21 protein-coding genes are annotated in these 20,981 nt (G+C 74.5%); 8 read left to right on the forward strand and 13 right to left on the reverse strand.

From position 1 onward, the window contains the following. Positions 1-51 precede the first annotated feature (51 nt). Together ACFWEG_RS21175 and ACFWEG_RS21180 are read right to left on the reverse strand one after the other, a co-directional pair. Positions 52-735 (reverse strand): LuxR C-terminal-related transcriptional regulator, encoded by a 684-nt coding sequence (locus tag ACFWEG_RS21175; protein ID WP_387217370.1) that lies wholly within the window; start codon positions 733-735, stop codon positions 52-54. A gap of 240 nt (positions 736-975) precedes the next feature. Continuing rightward, complete coding sequence (locus ACFWEG_RS21180; RefSeq protein WP_387217372.1) at positions 976-1,641, reverse strand: DUF3000 domain-containing protein; 666 nt, start codon at positions 1,639-1,641, stop codon at positions 976-978. Between the two features lie 117 nt (positions 1,642-1,758). Here ACFWEG_RS21180 and hemE point away from each other — a divergent pair, with 117 nt between their 5' ends. Further along, positions 1,759-2,826, forward strand: coding sequence for a uroporphyrinogen decarboxylase (gene hemE, locus ACFWEG_RS21185; RefSeq protein WP_387217375.1), 1,068 nt, complete (start codon positions 1,759-1,761; stop codon positions 2,824-2,826). Positions 2,827-2,874: 48 nt separating this feature from the next. Here the strand turns inward: hemE and ACFWEG_RS21190 are convergent, their stop codons facing one another. After that, positions 2,875-4,269 (reverse strand): FAD-dependent oxidoreductase, encoded by a 1,395-nt coding sequence (locus tag ACFWEG_RS21190; protein WP_387217379.1) that lies wholly within the window; start codon positions 4,267-4,269, stop codon positions 2,875-2,877. A 25-nt stretch (positions 4,270-4,294) separates the two neighbouring features. Continuing rightward, positions 4,295-5,278: a DUF4349 domain-containing protein gene (locus ACFWEG_RS21195; protein ID WP_387217381.1), complete on the reverse strand. Its 984-nt coding sequence runs from the start codon at positions 5,276-5,278 to the stop codon at positions 4,295-4,297. Positions 5,279-5,428: 150 nt separating this feature from the next. Here ACFWEG_RS21195 and hemG point away from each other — a divergent pair, with 150 nt between their 5' ends. Beyond that, positions 5,429-6,805 (forward strand): protoporphyrinogen oxidase, encoded by a 1,377-nt coding sequence (hemG, locus tag ACFWEG_RS21200; protein WP_387217383.1) that lies wholly within the window; start codon positions 5,429-5,431, stop codon positions 6,803-6,805. Further along, a complete protein-coding gene (gene hemQ, locus ACFWEG_RS21205; RefSeq protein ID WP_387217385.1) occupies positions 6,802-7,521 on the forward strand; it encodes a hydrogen peroxide-dependent heme synthase in 720 nt (239 codons plus the stop codon). Before hemG ends, hemQ begins: the two co-directional genes overlap by 4 nt. Before the next feature lie 34 nt (positions 7,522-7,555). Here the strand turns inward: hemQ and ACFWEG_RS21210 are convergent, their stop codons facing one another. The 5 genes from ACFWEG_RS21210 to ACFWEG_RS21230 form a co-directional block, all read right to left on the reverse strand. Then, positions 7,556-8,314: a TIGR04222 domain-containing membrane protein gene (locus ACFWEG_RS21210; protein ID WP_387217389.1), complete on the reverse strand. Its 759-nt coding sequence runs from the start codon at positions 8,312-8,314 to the stop codon at positions 7,556-7,558. A gap of 71 nt (positions 8,315-8,385) precedes the next feature. Then, positions 8,386-9,402, reverse strand: a complete 1,017-nt coding sequence (locus ACFWEG_RS21215) for a TIGR04222 domain-containing membrane protein (RefSeq protein WP_387217391.1) — start codon at positions 9,400-9,402, stop codon at positions 8,386-8,388. Between the two features lie 4 nt (positions 9,403-9,406). After that, a complete protein-coding gene (locus ACFWEG_RS21220) occupies positions 9,407-11,020 on the reverse strand; it encodes a DUF692 family multinuclear iron-containing protein (protein ID WP_387217394.1) in 1,614 nt (537 codons plus the stop codon). Positions 11,021-11,145: 125 nt separating this feature from the next. Continuing rightward, on the reverse strand, positions 11,146-11,934 hold the full coding sequence (locus ACFWEG_RS21225; protein WP_387217396.1) for a DUF4142 domain-containing protein: 789 nt from the start codon (positions 11,932-11,934) through the stop codon (positions 11,146-11,148). Between the two features lie 203 nt (positions 11,935-12,137). Further along, positions 12,138-12,998, reverse strand: coding sequence for an aminoacyl-tRNA hydrolase (locus ACFWEG_RS21230; protein WP_387217399.1), 861 nt, complete (start codon positions 12,996-12,998; stop codon positions 12,138-12,140). Between ACFWEG_RS21230 and ACFWEG_RS21235 the strand changes: the two genes are divergently transcribed. Beyond that, positions 12,940-13,617 carry an AIM24 family protein gene (locus ACFWEG_RS21235; protein ID WP_387217401.1) on the forward strand — a complete coding sequence of 226 codons (678 nt, stop codon included), beginning with the start codon at positions 12,940-12,942 and terminating at the stop codon, positions 13,615-13,617. The two genes, ACFWEG_RS21230 and ACFWEG_RS21235, sit on opposite strands and share 59 nt — an antisense overlap. Before the next feature lie 39 nt (positions 13,618-13,656). Here ACFWEG_RS21235 and ACFWEG_RS21240 read toward each other — a convergent pair whose 3' ends face one another. The 4 genes from ACFWEG_RS21240 to zapE form a co-directional block, all read right to left on the reverse strand. Further along, on the reverse strand, positions 13,657-13,848 hold the full coding sequence (locus ACFWEG_RS21240) for a hypothetical protein (RefSeq protein WP_387217403.1): 192 nt from the start codon (positions 13,846-13,848) through the stop codon (positions 13,657-13,659). 10 nt (positions 13,849-13,858) lie between these two features. Then, complete coding sequence (locus ACFWEG_RS21245) at positions 13,859-14,695, reverse strand: polysaccharide deacetylase family protein (RefSeq protein WP_387217405.1); 837 nt, start codon at positions 14,693-14,695, stop codon at positions 13,859-13,861. A 15-nt stretch (positions 14,696-14,710) separates the two neighbouring features. Next, a complete protein-coding gene (locus tag ACFWEG_RS21250; RefSeq protein ID WP_387217408.1) occupies positions 14,711-16,063 on the reverse strand; it encodes an alkaline phosphatase PhoX in 1,353 nt (450 codons plus the stop codon). A 118-nt stretch (positions 16,064-16,181) separates the two neighbouring features. Continuing rightward, positions 16,182-17,255, reverse strand: a complete 1,074-nt coding sequence (zapE, locus tag ACFWEG_RS21255; RefSeq protein WP_387217410.1) for a cell division protein ZapE — start codon at positions 17,253-17,255, stop codon at positions 16,182-16,184. 37 nt (positions 17,256-17,292) lie between these two features. Between zapE and ACFWEG_RS21260 the strand changes: the two genes are divergently transcribed. The 4 genes from ACFWEG_RS21260 to msrB all read left to right on the forward strand — a co-directional run bounded on the left by ACFWEG_RS21260 (position 17,293) and on the right by msrB (position 20,604). Beyond that, complete coding sequence (locus ACFWEG_RS21260) at positions 17,293-18,048, forward strand: pyrimidine reductase family protein (protein WP_387217413.1); 756 nt, start codon at positions 17,293-17,295, stop codon at positions 18,046-18,048. Positions 18,049-18,154: 106 nt separating this feature from the next. Further along, positions 18,155-18,622 carry an indole-3-glycerol phosphate synthase gene (locus ACFWEG_RS21265; RefSeq protein ID WP_387217415.1) on the forward strand — a complete coding sequence of 156 codons (468 nt, stop codon included), beginning with the start codon at positions 18,155-18,157 and terminating at the stop codon, positions 18,620-18,622. A gap of 165 nt (positions 18,623-18,787) precedes the next feature. After that, positions 18,788-20,185 carry a UDP-N-acetylmuramate--L-alanine ligase gene (murC, locus tag ACFWEG_RS21270; protein WP_387217417.1) on the forward strand — a complete coding sequence of 466 codons (1,398 nt, stop codon included), beginning with the start codon at positions 18,788-18,790 and terminating at the stop codon, positions 20,183-20,185. An 11-nt stretch (positions 20,186-20,196) separates the two neighbouring features. Then, positions 20,197-20,604, forward strand: a complete 408-nt coding sequence (gene msrB, locus ACFWEG_RS21275) for a peptide-methionine (R)-S-oxide reductase MsrB (protein ID WP_387217420.1) — start codon at positions 20,197-20,199, stop codon at positions 20,602-20,604. The last annotated feature ends 377 nt before the right edge of the window (positions 20,605-20,981 follow it).

Raw genomic sequence — 20,981 nt, forward strand, 5'->3', positions numbered from 1 at the left:
CGCCGGGGTCCTGCAGGGTGCCGGCCGGGCGATCCCGGCCGACCGCGCGGATCAGTGGATGATGCCGGTCCGCAGCGCCACCGCGACCATGCCGGCCCGGTCGCCGGTGCCGAGCTTGCGCGCGATCCGGGCCAGGTGGCTCTTCACGGTCAGCGCGGACAGGCCCATCGAGACGCCGATGGCCTTGTTGGACTGGCCTTCGGCGACCAGTCTGAGCACCTCGACCTCACGGCCGGAGAGCTCCCGGTAGCCGCCGCCGGGGTGCCCGGGGTGGCCCTGCGCACCGGGCGCGCCCGGCGGACGGCGGTGCATACGGGCCCCGACGGCGCCGATGGGGGCGGCGCCGGGACGGCCGGGGAGGCCGATGTTCGTGCGGGTGCCGGTGACGACGTAGCCCTTCACCCCGCCCGCGAGGGCGTTGCGCACGGCGCCGATGTCGTCGGCCGCGGACAGGGCCAGGCCGTTCGGCCAGCCCGCCGCCCGGGTCTCGGACAGGAGCGTCAGGCCGGAGCCGTCGGGCAGGTGCACGTCGGCGACGCAGATGTCGCGCGGGTTGCCCACGCGGGGGCGGGCCTCCGCGATGGAGGACGCCTCGATGACGTCCCGGACGCCGAGCGCCCACAGGTGGCGGGTCACGGTGGAGCGGACACGGGGGTCGGCCACGACGACCATGGCGGTCGGCTTGTTCGGGCGGTAGGCGACCAGGCTTGCGGGCTGCTCGAGAAGAACGGACACCAGGCCTCCGGGGAGTGCGGGGACGGGGCCGGCTGAGGGGGAGTGAGCCGGGGGAGCCGTACGGACAAGGTCACTGAGGTCTTCGGCAGCAAGCTCGCCCGGCTTTAGGGAATGATCACGATTTGGTGAGTAACAATTCCGGCAAATAGGACGCACTGTCGATCGTTCGAGTGGTGCTCGGCCCGTACGGGGTGCAGGGTGCCGCCCGTCCGGTAGGGGGCGCGTCCGGGGCCGCCCGCGTCAGGAGGACCGCGGTCCCCGCCGCTGCGGCAGCGTCACCACCGAGGTCGGCCCGGCCGGTCCCGGCCCCGGCACCGCCCCCGGCGGCAGCCCGGCGACCTGGCCCAGCAGGTCGCACCAGGCCGCCAGGTGCGCCGCCGCGTCCGGCACCCCGCCGAGCCCCTCCCGCGGCGTCCACGACGCGCGGATCTCGATCTGCGAGGCGGAGGGCCGCTCGGAGAGACCGCCGAAGTAGTACGACCCGGCCCGGGTGACCGTCCCGCTCGCCTCGCCGTACGCCAGGCCGCGCGCCTCGAAGGCGCCCGTCAGCCACGACCAGCACACCTCCGGCAGCAGCGGGTCCGCCGCCATCTCCGGCTCCAGCTCCGCCCGCACCAGCGTGACCAGCCGGAACGTCCCCTTCCAGGCGTCGTGCCCCGTGGGGTCGTGCAGCAGGATCAGCCGACCGTCGGCGAGGTCCTGGCCGTCGTCCACGACCACCGCCTCCAGGGCGTGCGCGTACGGCGCGAGCTTGCGCGGGGGGCGGACCGTCTCGATCTCGACCTCCGGCCGCAGCCGCGCCGTACGCAGCGCCTCGACCGCCTTCCGGAACGGCAGCGGTGCCTGGTCCCCCTCCGTGCGCTCCGTACCGTCCGCGTCGTCAGCCATGCGTCCCTGAGCAGCCATGCGGGGAAGAGTAGGCCGAAGCGGGGCCCCGCGCGGGGAGGGACACAGCCCGCGAGCGGCGGGCGGCCGCCGGAGGGCGGGCCGTCCGGCCGGGGCGGGCGTGGGAGACTTCCCTGCGTGAGTGCCACTGACCGCCCCTCGGGCGCCCCGCAGAGCAAGACGTACGACTCCGCCTTCCTGAGGGCGTGCCGCCGCGAGGCCGTGCCCCACACCCCGGTGTGGTTCATGCGGCAGGCCGGGCGCTCCCTGCCGGAGTACCTGAAGGTCCGCGAGGGCGTCCCCATGCTCGAGTCGTGCATGCGGCCCGAGCTGGTCACCGAGATCACCCTGCAGCCCGTCCGCCGCCACCGGGTGGACGCCGCGATCTACTTCAGCGACATCGTCGTGCCCCTCAAGGCCATCGGCCTCGACCTCGACATCAAGCCGGGCGTCGGCCCCGTCGTCGCCGAGCCGATCCGCACCCGGGGCGACCTGGAGCGGCTGCGCGACCTGACCCCCGAGGACGTCTGGTACGTCACCGAGGCGATCGGCATGCTCACCGAGGAACTGGGGTCCACCCCGCTGATCGGTTTCGCGGGTGCGCCGTTCACCCTCGCGAGCTACCTCGTGGAGGGCGGTCCGTCCCGCAACCACGAGCACACCAAGGCGATGATGTACGGCGACCCGCAGCTGTGGGCCGACCTCCTCGACCGGCTCGCGGGCATCACCTCGACGTTCCTGAAGGTGCAGATCGAGGCCGGCGCGTCCGCCGTCCAGCTCTTCGACTCCTGGGTCGGGGCGCTCGCCCCGGCCGACTACCGCGCCTCGGTGCTGCCCGCCTCGGCGAAGGTCTTCGACGCGGTCGCCTCCTACGGCGTCCCGCGCATCCACTTCGGAGTCGGCACCGGTGAGCTGCTCGGCCTGATGGGCGAGGCCGGCGCGGACGTCGTCGGCGTCGACTGGCGGGTGCCGCTCGACGAGGCCGCGCGCCGGGTCGGCCCCGGAAAGGCGCTGCAGGGCAACCTCGACCCGGCCGTCCTCTTCGCGCCCACCGAGGCCGTCGAGGCGAAGACCCGCGAGGTGCTCGACGCGGCCTCGGGCCTGGAGGGCCACGTCTTCAACCTCGGCCACGGCGTCCTGCCGAACATGGACCCCGACGCGCTCACCCGCCTCGTCGAGTACGTCCACACGCAGACGGCCCGCTGAGACGGGCGTGCGTCGGCCGCCGGGGGAGGGCGTCCCCCCGCGGCCGCGTCAGCTCTCCGCGCGCAGGGCCGCGACCGTCTTGCGGGCGGCGACCAGGACCGGGTCCCAGACCGGCGAGAACGGCGGTGCGTACCCCAGGTCGAGCGCGGTCATCTGCTCGACCGTCATCCGCGCGGTGAGCGCCACCGCCGCGACGTCCACGCGCTTGGCCGCGCCCTCACGGCCGACGATCTGGGTGCCGAGCAGCCGCCCGGTACGGCGCTCGGCGATCATCTTGACCGTCATCGGCTGCGCGCCCGGGTAGTAGCCCGCGCGGCTCGTCGACTCGATCGTGGCCGTGACGTAACTCAGCCCGACGGCGTCGGCGTCCTTCTCGCGCAGGCCGGTGCGGGCGATCTCCAGGTCGCAGACCTGGCTCACCGCGGTGCCGACCACCCCGGGGAAGGTGGCGTAGCCGCCGCCGACGTTCGCGCCGATGACCTGGCCGTGCTTGTTCGCGTGGGTGCCGAGCGCGATGTGCCGGTGGACGCCGGCGACCAGGTCGAGGACCTCCACGCAGTCGCCGCCCGCCCAGATGTCGTCGTGCCCGCGGACCCGCATCGCGAGGTCGGTCCGCAGGCCGCCGGCCGCACCGAGGGGCAGCCCGGCGTCCCGGGCCAGCGTGGTCTCGGGGGCCACCCCGATGCCGAGCACCACCACGTCCGCCGGGTACTCGGCGTCCTCGGTGACCACCGCGCACGCCCGGCCGTCGTCCCCCGTGCGGATCGCGGTGACCTCCGCGCGGCGGACGGTCTCGATGCCCATGCCGGACATCGCCTCGTGCACCAGCCGGCCCATGTCCGGGTCGAGCGTGGACATCGGCTCCTCGGCACGGTTGAGGACCGTCACCTCGTAGCCCCGGCGGATCATCGCCTCGGCCATCTCGACGCCGATGTACCCGGCGCCGACCACCACCGCCCGGCGGCCCTCGGACTTCTCCAGGCGCTCCAGCGTGTCCAGGAGCGCCTGCCCGTCGCCCAGGGTCTGCACGCCGTGCACCCCCGGCGCGTCGATCCCCGGCAGGTCGGGCCGCAGGGGGCGGGCGCCGGTCGCCAGCACGAGCTTGTCGTACGGCGTCCACCCCTCCTCGCCCGTCACCAGGTTCCGCGCCCGCACGCGCCGCCCCTCGACGTCCAGCTCCACGACCTCGGTGCGGGTGCGCAGGTCGATCCCCCGCTCCCGGTGCTCCTGCGGCGTCCGCGCGATCAGCTCCTCCCGCGAACCGACCGCGCCCCCGACCCAGTACGGGATCCCGCACGCGGAGTACGAGCTGAACTCCCCCCGCTCGAACGCGACGATCTCCAGCTCGTCCGGCCCCCGCTGCCTCCGCGCCTGGGACGCGGCCGACATCCCGGCCGCGTCACCGCCCACCACGACGAGACGTTCCCTGCGCTGCTGAGTCATGGGCCCAGGCTAGGCCCGCCTCCGGTCAGTCGTCGGTCCGGGACGGGTGCTCGGGCAGGGTGGACGCCTGCGGGGCGGGGTCCGCGGCCGGCGCCGCGGGGGTGCGGCGACGCGAACGGATCGCGCGCCAGGCGAGGTAGGCGAGGGCCGCGACCAGCAGGAAGGGCGCGGCCGCAGCGAGGGCGAGCAGGAGCCAGGTGACGATCGCGACCAGCACGTTCCAGCCGCCCTTGAGCGCGTCGAGGAGGCCCGGGTCGTCCTCGGGCTCCAACTTCTCGCCCTTCGCCGGCTGCTCCACGTTCAGCGTGATCGTCGACATCGTGGTGCGGTCCTTCAGCGACGCCTGCCGGGAGAGCAGCGCCTCCAGCTCCGCCTGACGCGAGCTCAGCTCGCCCTCCAGGACGACCACGTCGCTGAGCTTCGTCGCCTTGTCCATCAGCTCCCGCACGCGGATCACGCTCGCCCGCTGGGACCTGACCCGGCTCTCGACGTCGACGACCTGCTCGGTGACGTCCTTCGCCTTCACGTCGCGCGACGTCGTCCTCCCCGCCCCCTCCAGCTCTTCGAGGACGTCGGCGAACTCCGGCTGCGGGACGCGCACGACGACCCGCGCCTCGACCCCGTCCTTCGGGTCGCCGGACCCGTTGACGCTCTCGCTCGTGACGCAGCCGCCCGCCGTCCCGGCGACGGTGCGGATCTCCGCCAGCGCCTTGTCCGCGCTCTTGACGCGGATGCTCAGCTCCGCCGTCCGGATGATGTGCGTGGCGGGCAGCTTGACCTGCTGCGACGGCGCGCCCGCGGACTGCTCGGCGCGCGCGGCCTCGGGCGCCACCGCCTTCGCGTCGCGGTCCGCCGCCTTCGCCCCGTCGCCCGCGCTGTCCTTGAGACTGCCCGCGTCCCCGCCCCCCGTGCAGCCCGTCAGCGCCAGCGCGCCCGCCAGGAACAGCGCCGCCAGCGCCCGCCTCGGCGCGCCCGCGCGTCGAACGGTTTGTGTGCGGTTCGTGCCCATCGATGACCCCCCAGGTTCACAACGATCTCCGTATCGCCCCTCAGACGCGCGTCCCACCGCCCCGCGTTGCCACGGACCGGTCCCGAACAGGTCACGGTCAGGACTCGGCCCCGGCGCTTCGACCTGCGCACCGTCTGAGAAGCTGGGGGCATGCGGATCGTTGTTGTCGGAGGCGGGATCGCGGGCCTGGCGGCCGCCCACCGACTGGTCGGGACCGGCGCCGAGGTGACCGTCCTGGAGGCCTCGTCGCGGGTCGGCGGCAAGCTGTACGCGGGCGAGCTGGCCGGCCTCAGGGTCGACTTCGGGGCCGAGTCGATGCTCGCCCGCCGCCCCGAGGCCGTCGACCTCGCCCGCGCGGTCGGGCTCGGGGACGCGCTCCAGCCGCCCGCCACGGCCGCCGCCCGGCTGTGGAACCGCGGCGAGCTGGTCCCGCTGCCCAAGGGCCACGTCATGGGCGTCCCCGGCGACCCGGACGCCCTGGCGGGAGTGCTCTCCGCGGACGGTCTGCGCCGCCTCGCCCAGGAGACCGGCCGGCCGGCCACCCCGCTCGGCGACGACATCGCGCTGGGGGAGTACGTGGCCGACCGGATGGGCCGCGAGGTCGTCGACCGGCTCGTCGAGCCGCTCCTCGGCGGGGTCTACGCCGGCGACGTCTACCGGACCTCGATGCGCGCCTCCGTCCCCGCCCTCTTCGACGCCGCCCGCACCCACCCGAGCCTCACCGAGGCCGTCCGCGCGCTCCAGGACCGCGCGCCCGCGGCGACGGGTCCGGTCTTCATGGGCATCGACGGCGGCATCGGCACCCTGCCCCCCGCCGTCGCCGCCTCCTTCGTCGCCCGTGGCGGCGAACTGCACCTCGACCGCCCCGTCCACGCGCTGCGCCGGGCCGGCGACGGCTGGCGGCTGCGGACCGACGACGGGTGGCTGGAGGCCGACGCCGTCGTCCTCGCCGTCCCCGCCTGGGCCGCCTCCGCGCTCCTCGACGAGACCGCCCCGGCCGCCGCGGCCGAGCTCGCCGCGATCGAGTACGCGTCGATGTCCCTGGTCACGCTGGCCTTCCGGCGGACCGACGCGGCCGTCCTGCCGGAGGGCTCCGGCTTCCTCGTGCCGCCCGTCGACGGGCACACCGTCAAGGCGGCCACCTTCTCCAGCCAGAAGTGGGCCTGGTCCGACACCGACCCCGAGCTGGTCGTGCTGCGCACCTCCATGGGCCGCTACGGCGAGGACGCCCACCTCGGCCGGGAGGACGCCGAGCTGGTCGAGCTCGCCCGCCACGACCTCAAGGCCGCCACCGGCCTCTCCGCGGCCCCGGTCGCCACCGACGTCACGCGCTGGATCGGCGGGCTGCCCCAGTACCCCGTCGGCCACCTCGACCGGGTGGCCCGCGTCCGCTCGCTCCTCGCCCCCCTGCCCGGACTCGCCCTGTGCGGGGCGGCCTACGACGGCGTGGGCATCCCCGCGTGCATCGCGAGCGGCCACCGGGCCGCCGACGCGCTCCCGACCGGGCCTGGGAGAATGGCGTCATGACCACCGCACCCGCTGAGAAGACCCCGAACGCCGGCAAGAGGGCCAAGGACCTCAACGACACCATCAGGTACACCCTGTGGTCCGTCTTCAAGCTGCGCGACGTGCTCCCCGACGACCGCGCCGGCTACGCCGACGAGGTGCAGGAGCTGTTCGACCGGCTCGCCGAGAAGGACATCACCGTCCGGGGCACCTACGACGTCTCCGGCCTGCGCGCCGACGCCGACGTCATGATCTGGTGGCACGCCGAGACCGCCGACGAGCTCCAGACCGCGTACAACCTCTTCCGCCGCACCCGGCTCGGCCGCCGCCTCGACCCGGTGTGGTCGAACATGGCGCTGCACCGCCCCGCCGAGTTCAACAAGTCGCACATCCCGGCCTTCCTGGCCGACGAGACCCCGCGCGACTACGTCAGCGTGTACCCCTTCGTGCGCTCCTACGACTGGTACCTGCTGCCCGACGAGGACCGCCGCCGGATGCTCGCCGACCACGGCAGGATGGCCCGCGGCTTCCCGGACGTGCGCGCCAACACCGTCGCCTCGTTCTCGCTCGGCGACTACGAGTGGCTGCTGGCGTTCGAGGCCGACGAGCTGTACCGGATCGTCGACCTCATGCGCCACCTGCGGGCGTCCGAGGCGCGGATGCACGTCCGCGAGGAGGTCCCCTTCTACACCGGCCGCCGCAAGAGCGTCGCGGACCTGGTGGACGGGCTGGCCTGACGCACGCGCCCGGGGCCGCGGTTCCCGAAGGCCCTCAGTGGACCTTCGGGGCCGCGGCCAGTGCCGTGCGCAGGGCCGGGTCGCCCGCCGCGGCGACGCCGCGCAGGGCTATCGCGCCGAGGTCGTCCCGGGCGGTGAAGTCCTCCAAAAGCCGCTCACCGAGCGGGGTCGCCCAGCGGGTGTAGGGGAACATCTCGAACCGGGCCGTGCCCAGGGCGAAGAGCCCGGCGAAGAACGGCAGCGCGACCCAGCCGAGCAGCAGCGGAGCCTGCTCCGGGTCGTGGACCAGCAGTTCGACCGCGAGACCGAGCAGGAACGTCCCGGCCAGGGCCCGGCGCAGCGAGCGGACCGCCCCGAACGCGCCCGCCCGGCCGTGGGACGGCAGGGCGAGCCCCTCGGCGAGCAGCCGGTCGGCCAGCGCGGCGACCGCGGGGGAGGCCGCGGTGAGCGAGCGGACGACGGGGGTGTGCGCCTGGCCCCCGGCGCCGACCGCGGTGAGCGCGGCGCGCGCCACGTCGTCGTCCGCGGGGTCCTCGGGGACGACGACCGTCGCCCAGCCGGTGTGGGCGAGCAGCAGCCGGCCCCGGCCGGCCAGCGACGCCAGCGCCAGGTCGGCGACCCGGTGCGGCCCGCCGGACAGGTACGCGGCCTCGGGCAGGGTCAGCGCCCGCCCCCGTACGGCCTCCTCCGGCACCGACCGCGAGGCCGCGACCGCCGCCGCGCACAGCCGGAAGCAGGCGGACGCGGTGGCGATCCAGGCGAGCGCGAGCGGGAGCGACCAGAGCCAGAGCATGGCGGAGTTCTATGTGAAGAACCGGTGATCACACCATGGGTGTCTCGGGATGCGGACGCCGGTGAAGGCCGTCAGCCGGAGCTCCCGCAGCTGCTGCCGCCGCCCGAAGACCCGCCTCCGCAGGACGATCCGCCCGACGAGCCCCCGCACGAGCTGCTCCCCGAGCTCCCGCACGAGCTGCCCCCCGAGCCCCCGCACGAGCCCCCGGACGAGCCGCAGCTCGATCCGCCGCAGCTCCCGCCGCCCGAGCCGTGACCGCTGCCGCCCCCGCACCAGAGGACCGGGGTGGCGAAGTACGCCGATCCGCTGTCGCTCGTCGCGTGGGCGTGCGAGCGGGCTCCGGCGTCCGTTCGGGACCGGCTCGCGGCGAAGAACCGGTCCCGCAGCGCGTGGTCGCGCAACTGGCGCGGGCCGCCCGTCGCGACGAGGTGCGCGGCGTCCGAGCGGTGGCCGTTCGCCAGCCAGTACCGCTGGAGCGCCTTCCTGCCGGTCGCCGTGATCCGACGGCCGGCGGCGGCCGCAGCGATCGCCCCGACGAGCGTGCCGACGACGACGCCGGGGAACATCACGAGCGGCAGCGGCAGGCCGTCGAGCGGGTCCTCGAAGAAGACCAGGACGATCGAGGCGGGGAAGGCGAGGAAGCTCACCACGGCCTGCGCGCCGCCCCACTTCGCGTACCGGCCGAGCGCGCCCGGCGGCAGCAGGAAGCCGCGCGCGGCGAGGTCGTCGCCCACCGCCTGGACGGCCGGCGAACGCATCGTCCCGACCCTGACCCAGTGCAGCGCGCCGCTCGGGGCCGCGGCCTGCGCGTCGAACACGGCCTGCTCGACCGGCGTCCGCGCCTCCGCGCGGTACACGGAGACGATGCCGGGGTCGCCGACCGCGAGCAGGCCGTCCTCGGCCAGCGTCGAGATCGCCGTGTCGGCGAGCCGCCCGGGGCCGCCGGACAGGAACGCCGCCCCGTAGGTGTCGGTCGCCTCGCCGGAGTACCGGCGGCGGGCGGCCCGCCGCGCCCGGACCAGGCCGGCGACCAGGGCGGCCGACGAGACGCCGACCACCAGGTAGAACACGAGAGCCACGGTGTTCACGTCGTCACCCCTTGCCGTATCGGAACGCGGTCAGGGCGCGTGCCACGACCCGGCGGACCGGGCCCGGCTCCGGGGCGAGCCCGTTGCGCTCCTGCCACCACAGGGTCAGTTCACCGCGGGCCGCCGGGTCCGCGGGACGGCCGGCGAGCAGCAGGTGCTCGGCGAAGTCCAGCGCGTCCCGCCGGTACCCGCCCGCCATCGGCCGCGACCGGGCGTACCCGAGGAACGCGGCCCGGTACTCCGCGCCCAGGATCACCGGCAGCTCCGGCGCCACCTTCCCCACCACGTCCGCCCGCTTCGCCGCCAGCGCCCGGCTCTGCACCAGCAACCGCCTCCGGTCGAACCCCTCCGGCGCGGGCGTCCCCGCGACCAGCGCGGACAGCAACGCGGTCTGCGCGACGGCGACCCGGTGCCTGGCGACGGCGACGCGTCCGGCCTCCCCGTCGACGGGCGCCTCGATCCGGGTCCCGGCCGACGGGGGTGCGGCCGTCCCCGCGGCCTGTGCGCCCGCCCCGGCGGGTCCTTCGGCCGAGCCCTGCAGGCCGGTGCCCGCGAGGGAGGGAGCGGCAGCCCTGGTGCGCGGTCCTGCGTCGCCCGGCCGGGTCCCCCCTGCTCCCGGCCCGCCGTCCGGACCCGTGGCGGCCACGGGTCCCGGGACGGCGGCATCCGCCGGGGCCCGGCCCGGCTGCCGGGCGGCGCCGCCCGCGCCGACCGCCGCGAGCTGCCGCGCGGGTGCCCCGGCCCGCACTCCGCCGCGGACGGCCGGCCGTACCGACGCTTTCGTCAGCACCGTGCGGATCGAGTCGAGTTCGGCGGCCAGTTCCGCCGGGGCGGGGAAGTTCTCGTCGCGTTCGAGCAGGACGCCGGGGGGTGCGACCCGGCTCGCCAGGTCGGCGAGGATGTCGAGGACGGGAGCGGGGACGGGGTGGGCGTGGCTGTCGTGCCACACGCCGTCGCGCTCGAAGCCGCCGGCGACGTGGACGTAGGCGATCGCCTCGACGGGCAGCTCGTCGAGCGCCCGCGCGGGGTCCTCGCCGCGGTTGACGTGGTTGGTGTGCAGGTTGGCGACGTCGATCAGGAGCCGGACGCCCGTCCGCTCGACCAGCTCGGCGAGGAACTGCCCCTCCGTCATCTCCTCGCCGGGCCAGGAGACCAGCGCGGCAATGTTCTCCAGCGCGAGCGGCACCGGGAGCGCGTCCTGCGCGATCCGCACGTTCGCGCAGAGCACGTCGAGCGCGTCCCGGGTGCGCGGGACGGGCAGCAGGTGCCCGGCCTCCAGCGGCGCCGACGCCGTCATCGGCCCCCCGGCCCGGACGAAGGCGATGTGCTCGGTCACCAGCGGCGATCCGAGCGCCTCGGCGCGCTCGGCGAGCGCCGCCAGCCTCGCCGTGTCCGGCCGCTCGGCCCCGCCGAGGCCGAGCGACACCCCGTGCGGCACGACGGTGACGCCGCGCCCGCGCAGCCGGACCAGCGACTCGGGCAGATGCCCCGGGCAGATGTTCTCCGCGACGGCCTCGACCCAGTCGATCCCGGCCATCCGCTCGACGGCGTCGGCGATCTCCGGACGCCAGCCGATCCCGGTGCCCAGGTGTGCGATGCGGTGCGTGTGCTGTGCCATGTCGTCCCCCTCCGCGTCACGGTAGGTGCAGCGTGAGGGTGTGATGGCCCGCGCGCCACCCGCCGAACCCACCCGGGGGGACGTTCAGAGCTCGATTTGAGGTTGCGGCGCCGCAGGCGCGCCGGTCAGCCCACCTGCCCCTCGGCCCCCGGCTCCGGCCGCTCCGTGTTCACCGTGCCCGGCGACGGCGGCACCGGCCGGGAGGTGAACGACTGGTCGCCGGTCGGCGTGGCCGGGATCGGCGACGGCAGCACCTTGCCCGGCTCCGGCGCGGGCGGTCCGGTCGGGGACGCCGTCGCCCCGGCCGCCGCGTCGTTCGCGATGCCGTCGAAGTCGACCTTGCCGGTGTTCTCCAGCATGGTGATGTGGTCGAGCACGGTCTGGTTCGCGTCCGAGGCGAGCTGCCGGATCAGGCTGTTGCGGGTGGTGTGCCGGACCTGCGCGACCAGCGCGAACACCTTGCCGTGCGCGACCCGCAGCAGGTTCGCGAACTTGCGCTCGTACTCCTCGCCCGAGGCCGCCGACAGCTCCCGCAGCCAGCCCTGCTGCTGCTCGTTGGGCTGGTTCGGCAGCTCGACGCCGAGCTGCGCGGCCACGTCGCGGGCCCGCCGGTCGAGGTCGGTGTGCCCGACGACCAGGTGGTCGCCCGCCGCCCTGATCGCCTCGCTGGGCGCGCGCTCGATCGCCTGCTGCCCGGCGGGCAGCTCCCAGAGGCCCGCGAGCCTGACCTTCACCAGGAAGTCGCGGTCCGTCGCGGTGAGCGGCCCCCACGACGTGCTCACGCTGCCCGCGGCCAGGTTCGCCTGCCCCGTCCCCGACCGGTCGGCGTATGACCAGACCGGGAACGCGAGCGCGCCGAGGGTCGTGACCAGGGCCGCGATGATGAGTGCAGTGCCATTGATACGCCGGGGCAAGGGTGCCTCCCACTAGACCTCCGGCCGGAACTACCGGCCGGTACCGGGAGCTACGTATCCTGCGGTCGAAGTGTTCAGTGGGACAAGGGAGTTGGGGGGTTCGGTGAAAAGCGTCACGGAGTAGGGCGCGCAGGGGTGTTCGGTTGGTGCTCCTGCTCACGCCTCCGGAGGCCCGCTCCGGACGTCTGCCGGAGCCCGCCGGCTCAGGCCCGGCGGGCCGCCGCGCGCAGTGCCGGGTGATCGGCGACCACCGTGCACGAGCCGGGGGCGATCTCGGTGAAGCCCGCGTCGCGGACCACCGGGAGGCCGCTCGCCGTGAGCGCCGCCCAGCGCTCCTTCGGGGCGGTGCGGACGGCCAGGGGGAAGCCGGCGTCGCGCCAGGCCTCCCGCTCCCCGTCGGAGAGCGCCCACCACGCCAGCTGCGCCCCGTGCCCTGCCTGGGCCATCGCCTTGCCGGCCGACATGTCGACATCGGGACTCGTCCACAGCACGACCGACCCCTCCGGCGCGTCCCCCACGGGCTCCGGATCGTCCAACTCGGTCCCGGAGACCTGGAGCTTCGCGAGCTCCTTCGGCCACCCGTCGAGGGGGATCGGCGGGAAGACCCGCACCTGCGCCGTCCGCCCGGTCACCGTGATCCCCGGCAGTTCGCCCGCCTTGCGCCACTCCGCCCCGCGCGCCCGCCGCACGACCTTGCGGATCCGGGCGTCCTGCCAGTCCGCGACGGCCCGTGCCCACTCGCCCTCGCCGAGCGCCCGCTCGTCCGACAGCAGCGTCAGCACGGCCCGCGCCGCGGTCTCCAGCGCGTCGGTCCGCGCGGGCGGCGCGGTCTTCTCCAGCCGCACCACGAGCGGGAGTACGAACTGCGGCGCCGCGTCCCGGGCGTCGTCGGCGGGGCGGGAGGCGGTGTCACGCGGATCTTCACTGGTCACCCGCCCAGTCTGCCAGCCGCCCGCCGACACCCGACCTTGGCAGGGGCGCGGGCGGCAGCCAGGATGGGGCCGCATGAAGAGTGATCTGTTCTCCTCCGAGCACCTGGCCCGGCCGGCGACCGTCCCCGGCATGACCCTGCAGAACTCCAAGTCCGTGAAGTACGTGGTGAACGGCGAGATGCACGCCCGGCAGGGCTCGATGATCGCCTTCCGCGGCGACCTGAAGTTCGAACGCAAGGGGCAGGGCGTCGGCGGCATGCTCAAGCGGGCCGTCACCGGCGAGGGGCTCGCGCTCATGGCCGTCCGCGGCCGGGGGGAGGCCTGGTTCGCGCACGAGGCCGCGAACTGCTTCATCGTCGACATCGAGCCCGGCGACGCGCTGACGATCAACGGCCGCAACATCCTGTGCTTCGACTCCACGCTGTCCTACGACATACGGACGGTGAAGGGCTCCGGCATGGCCGGCGGCGGGCTCTTCAACAGCGTCTTCACCGGCCAGGGCAGGCTCGCGGTGATCTGCGAGGGCGACCCGATCGTCATCCCCGTCTCCCCGCAGGCCCCGGTGCACGTCGACACCGACGCCGTGGTCGGCTGGAGCGCCCAGCTCAGCACGTCCCTCGCCCGCTCGCAGAGCGTCGGCTCGATGATCCGCGGCGGCTCCGGCGAGGCGGTGCAACTCGTGCTCCAGGGCGAGGGGTTCGTCATCGTCCGCCCCAGCGAGGCCACGCCCCACAAGGTCACGTCCGGCTGACCGTCCCGCCGTCGACCCGGCCGGCGCGCCCGGCCTCGCTCAGCCTGAGCACGCCGTGCGGCCGGCCTCCTGCCACTCGCACACCGGGCAGTACACGATCCCCGCTTGCGACTCCGGGTACTCCGTCGGCTTCCGGCACAGCACGCACTCGGCGTACGGGGGGCCGTCCGCGGAGACCGGCGTGGCGGCGGGGGCGGACGCGGGCGGGTCGGCGTAGCACTCCTGGTCCATGCGGCCCAGGCTACGACGCCCGGGCGCCGAACAGCTCGGACACCTTCACGAAGCGGTACCCCCGCCGGCGCAGCTCCGGCACCACCTCGCGGACCGCCTCCTCCGTCACCGGCGCCGCGCTGCGCGTGCAGTGCAGCACCACCACCGAGCCCGGCCGCACCCCGTCCAGCACCTGGCGGGCCACCGCGCGGGCGTCGGTGGCGAAGGCGTCCCCGCTGACGACGTCCCACTGCACGGCGGTCACCCGCGCCGGCGCGATCGCCCGCAGCGCCCGCGCGTCGTAACAGCCGCCGGGGAAGCGGAAGTACGGCACCGCGTTGCGCACCCCGACCGCGCGGAACACGGCGAAGGCCCGCTCGACGTCCGCCCGCATCCGCTCCGGGGCGACGGTCGGCAGCCCGTAGCAGTCGGCGCTGAAGGCGAAGTGGCTGTAGGAGTGGTTCGCGACCTCGAACTGCGGGTCCCGGCCCAGGGAGCGGGCCTGCGCCGGGTACTCCTCCGCCCACCGGCCCGTCATGAACACCGTCGCCGGCACGGCCAACCGCCGCAGCGTCGCCACCAGCTCCGGATGGTCGAACCGCTCGCCGCGCGCGGCCCGCGGCCCCTGCGCGGCGGTCATGTCGGCGTCGAACGTCAGCGCCACCGTCCGCCCGCCCCGGCCGTCGCCCCGCCGTACGACGGGGGTCACGGCGGGCGGGGCCGCGGGCGGCGCGGCGGCGGGCGGGGGAGAGGCCGCCGCCGGGGAACGGGACGGGGTCGGCGGGACGGGACGCTCGGCGGGGGCCGCACACGCGGCGAGGGCGGCGATCAGCCCGAGGACCGCCGCCCTCCGTACGAAATCGGTCACAAACGGACCATATGCCTACCGGTGCCAGGGGCCCGTGACCGCGAACGTCGTGCCGGGCGTGTAGCAGTTCACGTACATCGTCGACCCGTCCGGGGAGAAGGTGACGCCCGCGAACTCGCCCCACTCGGGGGCCCCGGGCGTGCCGATGTCCTGCCGCCCCCGGGCCACCGCGTACACCTCGCCCCGCCGGGTCAGCCCGAAGACGTGCTGCGCCCCGGCCCCGTCCTCGCACACCATCAGCCCGCCGCCGGGGGCCAGGCAGATGTTGTCGGGCTCCTCGCCGGGCAGCTGCACGTCGGTGTCCGGGCCGAAGACGACGACCAGGGTGAGGCGGCGCCGGTCCGGCTCGTAGCGCCAGACCTGCCCGAAGTGGGTGGCCGCCGACCCCTCCCCGGCGCGGGCGTAGGACGACACGAAGTACACCGACCGCCCGCCCCAGTAGCAGCCCTCCAGCTTCTGCGCGTGCGTGATGCCGCGCCGGCCGAAGTCCTGCAGCCGGATCGGCGTCTCCTTCGCCCGGGGGTCGGGCACGTCGACCCACTCGATCCGGTCGAACGACGCGCCCGTGCGCCGGATCGCCGCCAGGTCGGGCACGTCCGGGACCCGCATCGCCTGCAGCGAGCCGCCCGCGCGGAGCGAACCGCGGCCGCCGAGGGGCCGGTCGGGCCGGAAGCGGTAGAAGAGGCCGAACGGCCGCTCGAAGGCGTCCTCGGTCTCGTAGACGACGCCGGAGCGCGGGTCCACGGCGATCGCCTCGTGCGCGAAGCGGCCCATCGCGGTGAGCGGGACCGCGCCGGTGCGGTGCGGGTCCTCCGGATCGACCTCGAAGATGAAGCCGTGGTCCTTGGTGTAGCCGCTGGTCCCGGCCCTGTCCTCGGTCTCCTCGCAGGTCAGCCAGGTGCCCCAGGGCGTCGGCCCGCCTGCGCAGTTGACGGCCGTCCCGGCGATCGCGACCCGCTCGCCGACCACCTCGCCCCGACGGTCGACGGTGATCGTCGTGCACCCGCCGAGGGCGGCCGGGTCGTACGTCAGACCGGCCACGGTCGGGACGCCGATGCGGCCGGTGGTGCGGTTCTCGTGGTTGCGGACCAGATGCACCCGGCCCTGCCGGCCGGCGAACGCGGCCATCCCGTCGAAGTTCGTCGGGACCGGGCCCTCACCGGAGCGCAGCGGCTCGCCCTCGCGGGAGAGGACCGTGTAGTGGAAGCCGCGCGGCAGGTCGAGCAGCCCGCGGGGGTCGGGCACCAGGGGGCCGTAGCCCGCCCGGCCGTGCGCGGCTGCGGAGCCCGCGAAGAGTTCGGAGATCGAGCCGGAGAACGCGATTCCGCCGACGGCTCCGGCGAGCACCTGGCGTCGTGACGCGGTCATGGGGGGACCTTCCTGCTGGCGGACAGGACTGCGAACGGATGTGTCTACCACTCACTTCCGCCGACCGGAACCAGGCGCGTCACGCCCGTCTCCCGCAACCCCCGTACGCACCGCGCCCCTACGCCGGCACCAGGCCCTTCGCGTCCCGGGCGAGCGCTGTGAGCCGCGATATGGCCCGGAAGTACTTCTTGCGGTACCCCCCGTTCAGCATCTCCTCGCTGAACAGCCGGTCGAACGGCAGCCCGGAGGCCAGCACCGGCACCTCCCGGTCGTACAGCCGGTCGGCGAGGACGACGAGCCGCAGCGCGGTGGACTGGTCGGGCACCGCCGCGACCCCGGTCAGGCAGACGGCCCGCAGGTCGTCCGTCAGTGCGCCGTAGCGGCTCGGGTGGACCTTGGAGAGGTGGGCGAGCAGGTCGGGGAAGGCGTCGAGGGACGCGCCCGCGGTGCCGCGGGCCGCCTCGGTGACCTGCGCGTCGGAGAACGGGGCCGGTGCCTCGGGCAGGCCGCGGTGCCGGTAGTCCTCGCCGTCGATCCGCAGCGGCCGGAAGTGCGCGCTCAGCCCCTGGATCTCGCGCAGGAAGTCCGCGGCGGCGAACCGGCCCTCGCCGAGCTTGCCCGGCAGGGTGTTGGACGTGGCGGCCAGCGCCACGCCCGCCTCGACCAGCTTCCGCAGCAGCGAGGAGACCAGGACCGTGTCGCCCGGGTCGTCCAGCTCGAACTCGTCGATGCACAGCAGCCGGTGCCCGCTCAGCGTCTGCACGGTCTGCTGGAAGCCGAGCGCGCCGACCAGGTTGGTCAGCTCCACGAAGGTCCCGAACGCCTTCAGCGCGGGCTCGGCCGGAGTGGCGTGCCACAGCGAGGCCAGCAGGTGCGTCTTGCCGACGCCGTACCCGCCGTCGAGGTACACCCCGCGCGGGGCGGCCGGCGCGGCGGGCTTCCGGCCGAACCAGCGCCGCCTGCTTGACTCCTCCGCGCCGGTCAGCGAGGCGGCGAAGCCGCTCAGGACCCGCACCGCCTCGGTCTGGCTCGGCTGCTTCGGGTCGGGCACGTAGGTCTCGAAGCGCACCGCGTCGAACCGCGGGGGCGGGATCATCTCGGCGACCAGCCGGTCGGCGGGGACGCGCGGCTCACGGTCGCACAGGGCGATCGGACCGGCGTCGGGACGGGAGGAAGTGCTGGTGGGCGACACGGTTCCCCACTCTAAGCGCCGTGCCAGACTGCACGGCATGCGAAGTCTCCTGCCTGTGACCCAGGGAACAGCCGACCGCGAGTGGACGCTCGACGAACTCGCCGACGCGTACGCCTACCCGGCCGGTCACGACGGGTGGCTCCGCGCCAACATGGTCTCCAGCCTCGACGGCGCCGCCCACCACGACGGCCGCTCCCAGCCGATCTCAGGCCCCACCGACATGCGCGTCTTCGGCACCCTGCGCGCGCTGGCCGACGCGGTCGTCGTCGGCGCCGGGACCGTACGCGCCGAGGGGTACCGCCCGGCCCGGGCACGGGAGGCCTTCGCCGACCGCCGGGCCGCCGCCGGCCAGGGTCCCGCGCCCGCTATCGCCGTCGTGAGCACCTCGCTCGACCTGGACTTCTCCCTCCCGCTCTACACCGAACCGCTCGTCCCCACCCTCGTCGTCACCGGCTCCGACGCCCCCGCCGACCGGGTGCAGGCCGCCGAGGCGGCGGGCGTCGAGGTCGTCGTCGCGGGCGACGGCAAGGACGTCGACCTCGCGCGCGCCGTCCGCGAGCTGGCCGCACTGGGGCACCGGCGGCTGCTGACCGAGGGAGGGCCGAGTCTGCTGGGTCAGTTCGTGTCTGCCGGGGTACTCGACGAGCTGTGCCTGACCATTTCGCCCACGCTCACGGCGGGGGACGCCCAGCGGATCGCGGGCGGCCCCCGCCGCGCCGTGCCGGAACGTTTCACCCTGGTGTCCCTGCTGGAGGAGGCCGGGTTCCTTTACACCCGATACCGTCGGACCTGACGGAAGCGGACGCGAGGATTCCGCTCGGCTACGGCCGGGCACAGCCGGAGGCGCCCCCGCGCAGCCGGACCGCAGACCGAGAAGCAGAGGCAGAAGGGTGTACGGAGTGTTCACGAGCGTACTGATGATCGAGAAGCCGCTGGCCTCCGTCGACGTGGACTTCGTCACCACCCTGCACGGCGACGAGCCGGTCACCTTCGTCGTCCTCATGCAGCCCCGCGGCGACCAGGACAAACTCCTGCGCGCGATCGACGACGTCGCCCTCGGCGAGCTCGACGAGGTCGCCCACGAGGACGAGGAGCCCAGCGTCTCCGACCCCGGCGACGCCGCCGAGCAGGCGCTGCGCCACTCCCTGGAGGCCCTGCGCGCCCGCGGCTGCACGGCGGACGGCCGGCTCGTCGAGGACCAGCCGCTCGACGCGATCAAGGCGGCGGTCGAGGAGCACGGGGCCGACGAGGTCCTCGTCCTGACCGCGCCGCACTACGTCGAGGAGTTCTTCCACCGCGACTGGGCCTCGCGGGCGCGGCACAAGGTCGGGGTGCCGGTGCTGAAGCTGTACGCGCACAACGAGTGAGGCGGGCGGCGGGCCCCGTGGGTGCGGGGGCCCGTACGCATACGTGTACGGCGGGCGCGGACCGCCCGGGTGCGGGACCCGCCCCCGTACGCGTACGCATAGGCTGAGCCCTCCCGGAGCCCACCGCTCCGGCCGTCTCCGTCGCCGTACCCCTGGGAGCCCCACATGACGCCCGGCCTGCCCTCCACCATGGAACGACCGCACTTCATCGGCATCGGCGGCGCGGGCATGTCCGGCATCGCGAAGATCCTCGCCCAGCGCGGCGCGAAGGTCGCCGGCAGCGACGCCAAGGAGACGCCGACCGCCGACGCGCTGCGCGCCCTCGGCGCCACGGTCCACATCGGCCACGCCGCCGCCCACCTCGCCGACGACGCCTCCTGCGTCGTCGTCTCCTCCGCGATCCGCGCCGACAACCCCGAGCTGGTCCGCGCCGCCGAGCTCGGCATCCCGACCGTCCACCGCGCCGACGCCCTCGCGTCCCTGATGGACGGCCTGCGCGCCATCGCCGTCGCCGGCACCCACGGCAAGACGACGACCACGTCGATGCTGTCGGTCGCCCTCACCGAGATGGGCCTCGACCCCTCCTACGCCATCGGCGGCGACCTCGCGGGCCCCGGCACCAACGCCGTCCACGGCGAGGGCGACATCTTCGTCGCCGAGGCGGACGAAAGCGACCGCAGCTTCCAGAAGTACGACCCCGAGGTCGCGATCGTCCTCAACGTCGAACTGGACCACCACGCCAACTACGCCTCGATGGACGAGATCTACGAGTCCTTCCAGGCCTTCGTCGGCAAGATCCGCCCCGGCGGCACCCTCGTCGTCTCCGCCGACCAGCCCGGCGCGGTCGAACTGGCCACCCGCGTCCGCCCGCAGGCCGAGCTGAACGTCGTCACCTACGGCGAGGCCGCCGACGCCGACGTCCGCGTCCAGAAGATCACCCCCCGCGGGCTGACCAGCGAGGTCACCGTCGTCCTGAACGGCCGCTACCTCACCTTCCAGGTCTCCGTGCCCGGCCGCCACTACGCGCTGAACGCCGTCGCCGCCCTCGCCGCCGGCGTCGCCCTCGGCCTCCCGGCGCACAACCTCGCCTCCGCGCTCGGCAAGTACACCGGCGTCAAGCGCCGCCTCCAGCTCAAGGGCGAGGCGGCCGGCGTCCAGGTCATCGACTCCTACGCCCACCACCCCACCGAGATGACGGCCGACCTCGAGGCCATGCGCGGCGCGGCGGCCGACGCCCGCCTGATCGTTGTCTTCCAGCCGCACCTCTTCTCCCGCACCCAGGAGCTGGGCGTCGAGATGGGCCAGGCGCTCGCGCTCGCCGACGCCTCCTTCGTCCTCGACATCTACCCGGCGCGCGAGGACCCGGTCCCGGGCGTGACCAGCGCGCTGATCATCGACGCCGCCGTCGCCGCCGGGGCGACCGTCACCGCGCTCCCCGACAAGAACGACGTGCCCGAGGCGGTCGCGGGAATGACCCGTCCCGGGGATCTCGTTCTCACCATGGGAGCGGGCGACGTCACCGACCTCGGCCCGCTCGTCCTCGACCGCCTGTCGTCGAACTGAGGGAGCGCACCATGGCGTACGACATCGACAAGCCCGACGAGCAGTGGCGCGCCGAGCTGACCCCCGCCGAGTACAAGGTCCTGCGCCAGGCCGGTACCGAGCCGGCCTTCGTCGGGGAGTACACGGACACCAAGACCACCGGCGTCTACTCCTGTCGCGCCTGCGGCGCCGAGCTGTTCACCTCGGGCACCAAGTTCGAGTCCCACTGCGGCTGGCCGTCCTTCTACGACCCCAAGGACACCGACGCGGTCGAGCTGGTGGAGGACACCTCGCACGGGATGATGCGCACCGAGGTCCGCTGCGCCCGCTGCGGCTCGCACCTCGGCCACGTCTTCGAGGGGGAGGGCTACCCGACCCCCACCGATCAGCGCTACTGCATCAACTCCATCTCGCTCCGCCTGGCCCCCGAGGCCGGCTGACACCACGACGCGATGGCGACGGGCCCCGCTCCGACCGGAGCGGGGCCCGTCCGCGCTTGACTCGAGGACGGGAACGGCGTAAGTTTCATCGGGTTGTCACAGCGCGCGTCTGTTCGCGCAGGCAGCCACTCCGTCCCTGTAGGGGCGGCACCCCAGCCTTCAGCACAAGATTCCTCGACGGATCGAATTCGGCATGTCCGAATTCTGTTCCGAACGGCTCGATTATGAGTCGCGGGAATGAAGCGCTAGAGTTTGGGGCGTCGGAACGGCCCAACAGCCGGAAAGACAAAGGTTTCTGACAGGAAATCGGGCCCGAAAGAGTCTGGTAGAGTCGGAGACGCAAGACCGAAGGGAAAAGCCCGGAGGAAAGCCCGAGA

Origin of the sequence: Streptomyces sp. NPDC060194, from assembly GCF_042728285.1 — a bacterium.
Lineage (GTDB): Bacteria > Actinomycetota > Actinomycetes > Streptomycetales > Streptomycetaceae > Streptomyces.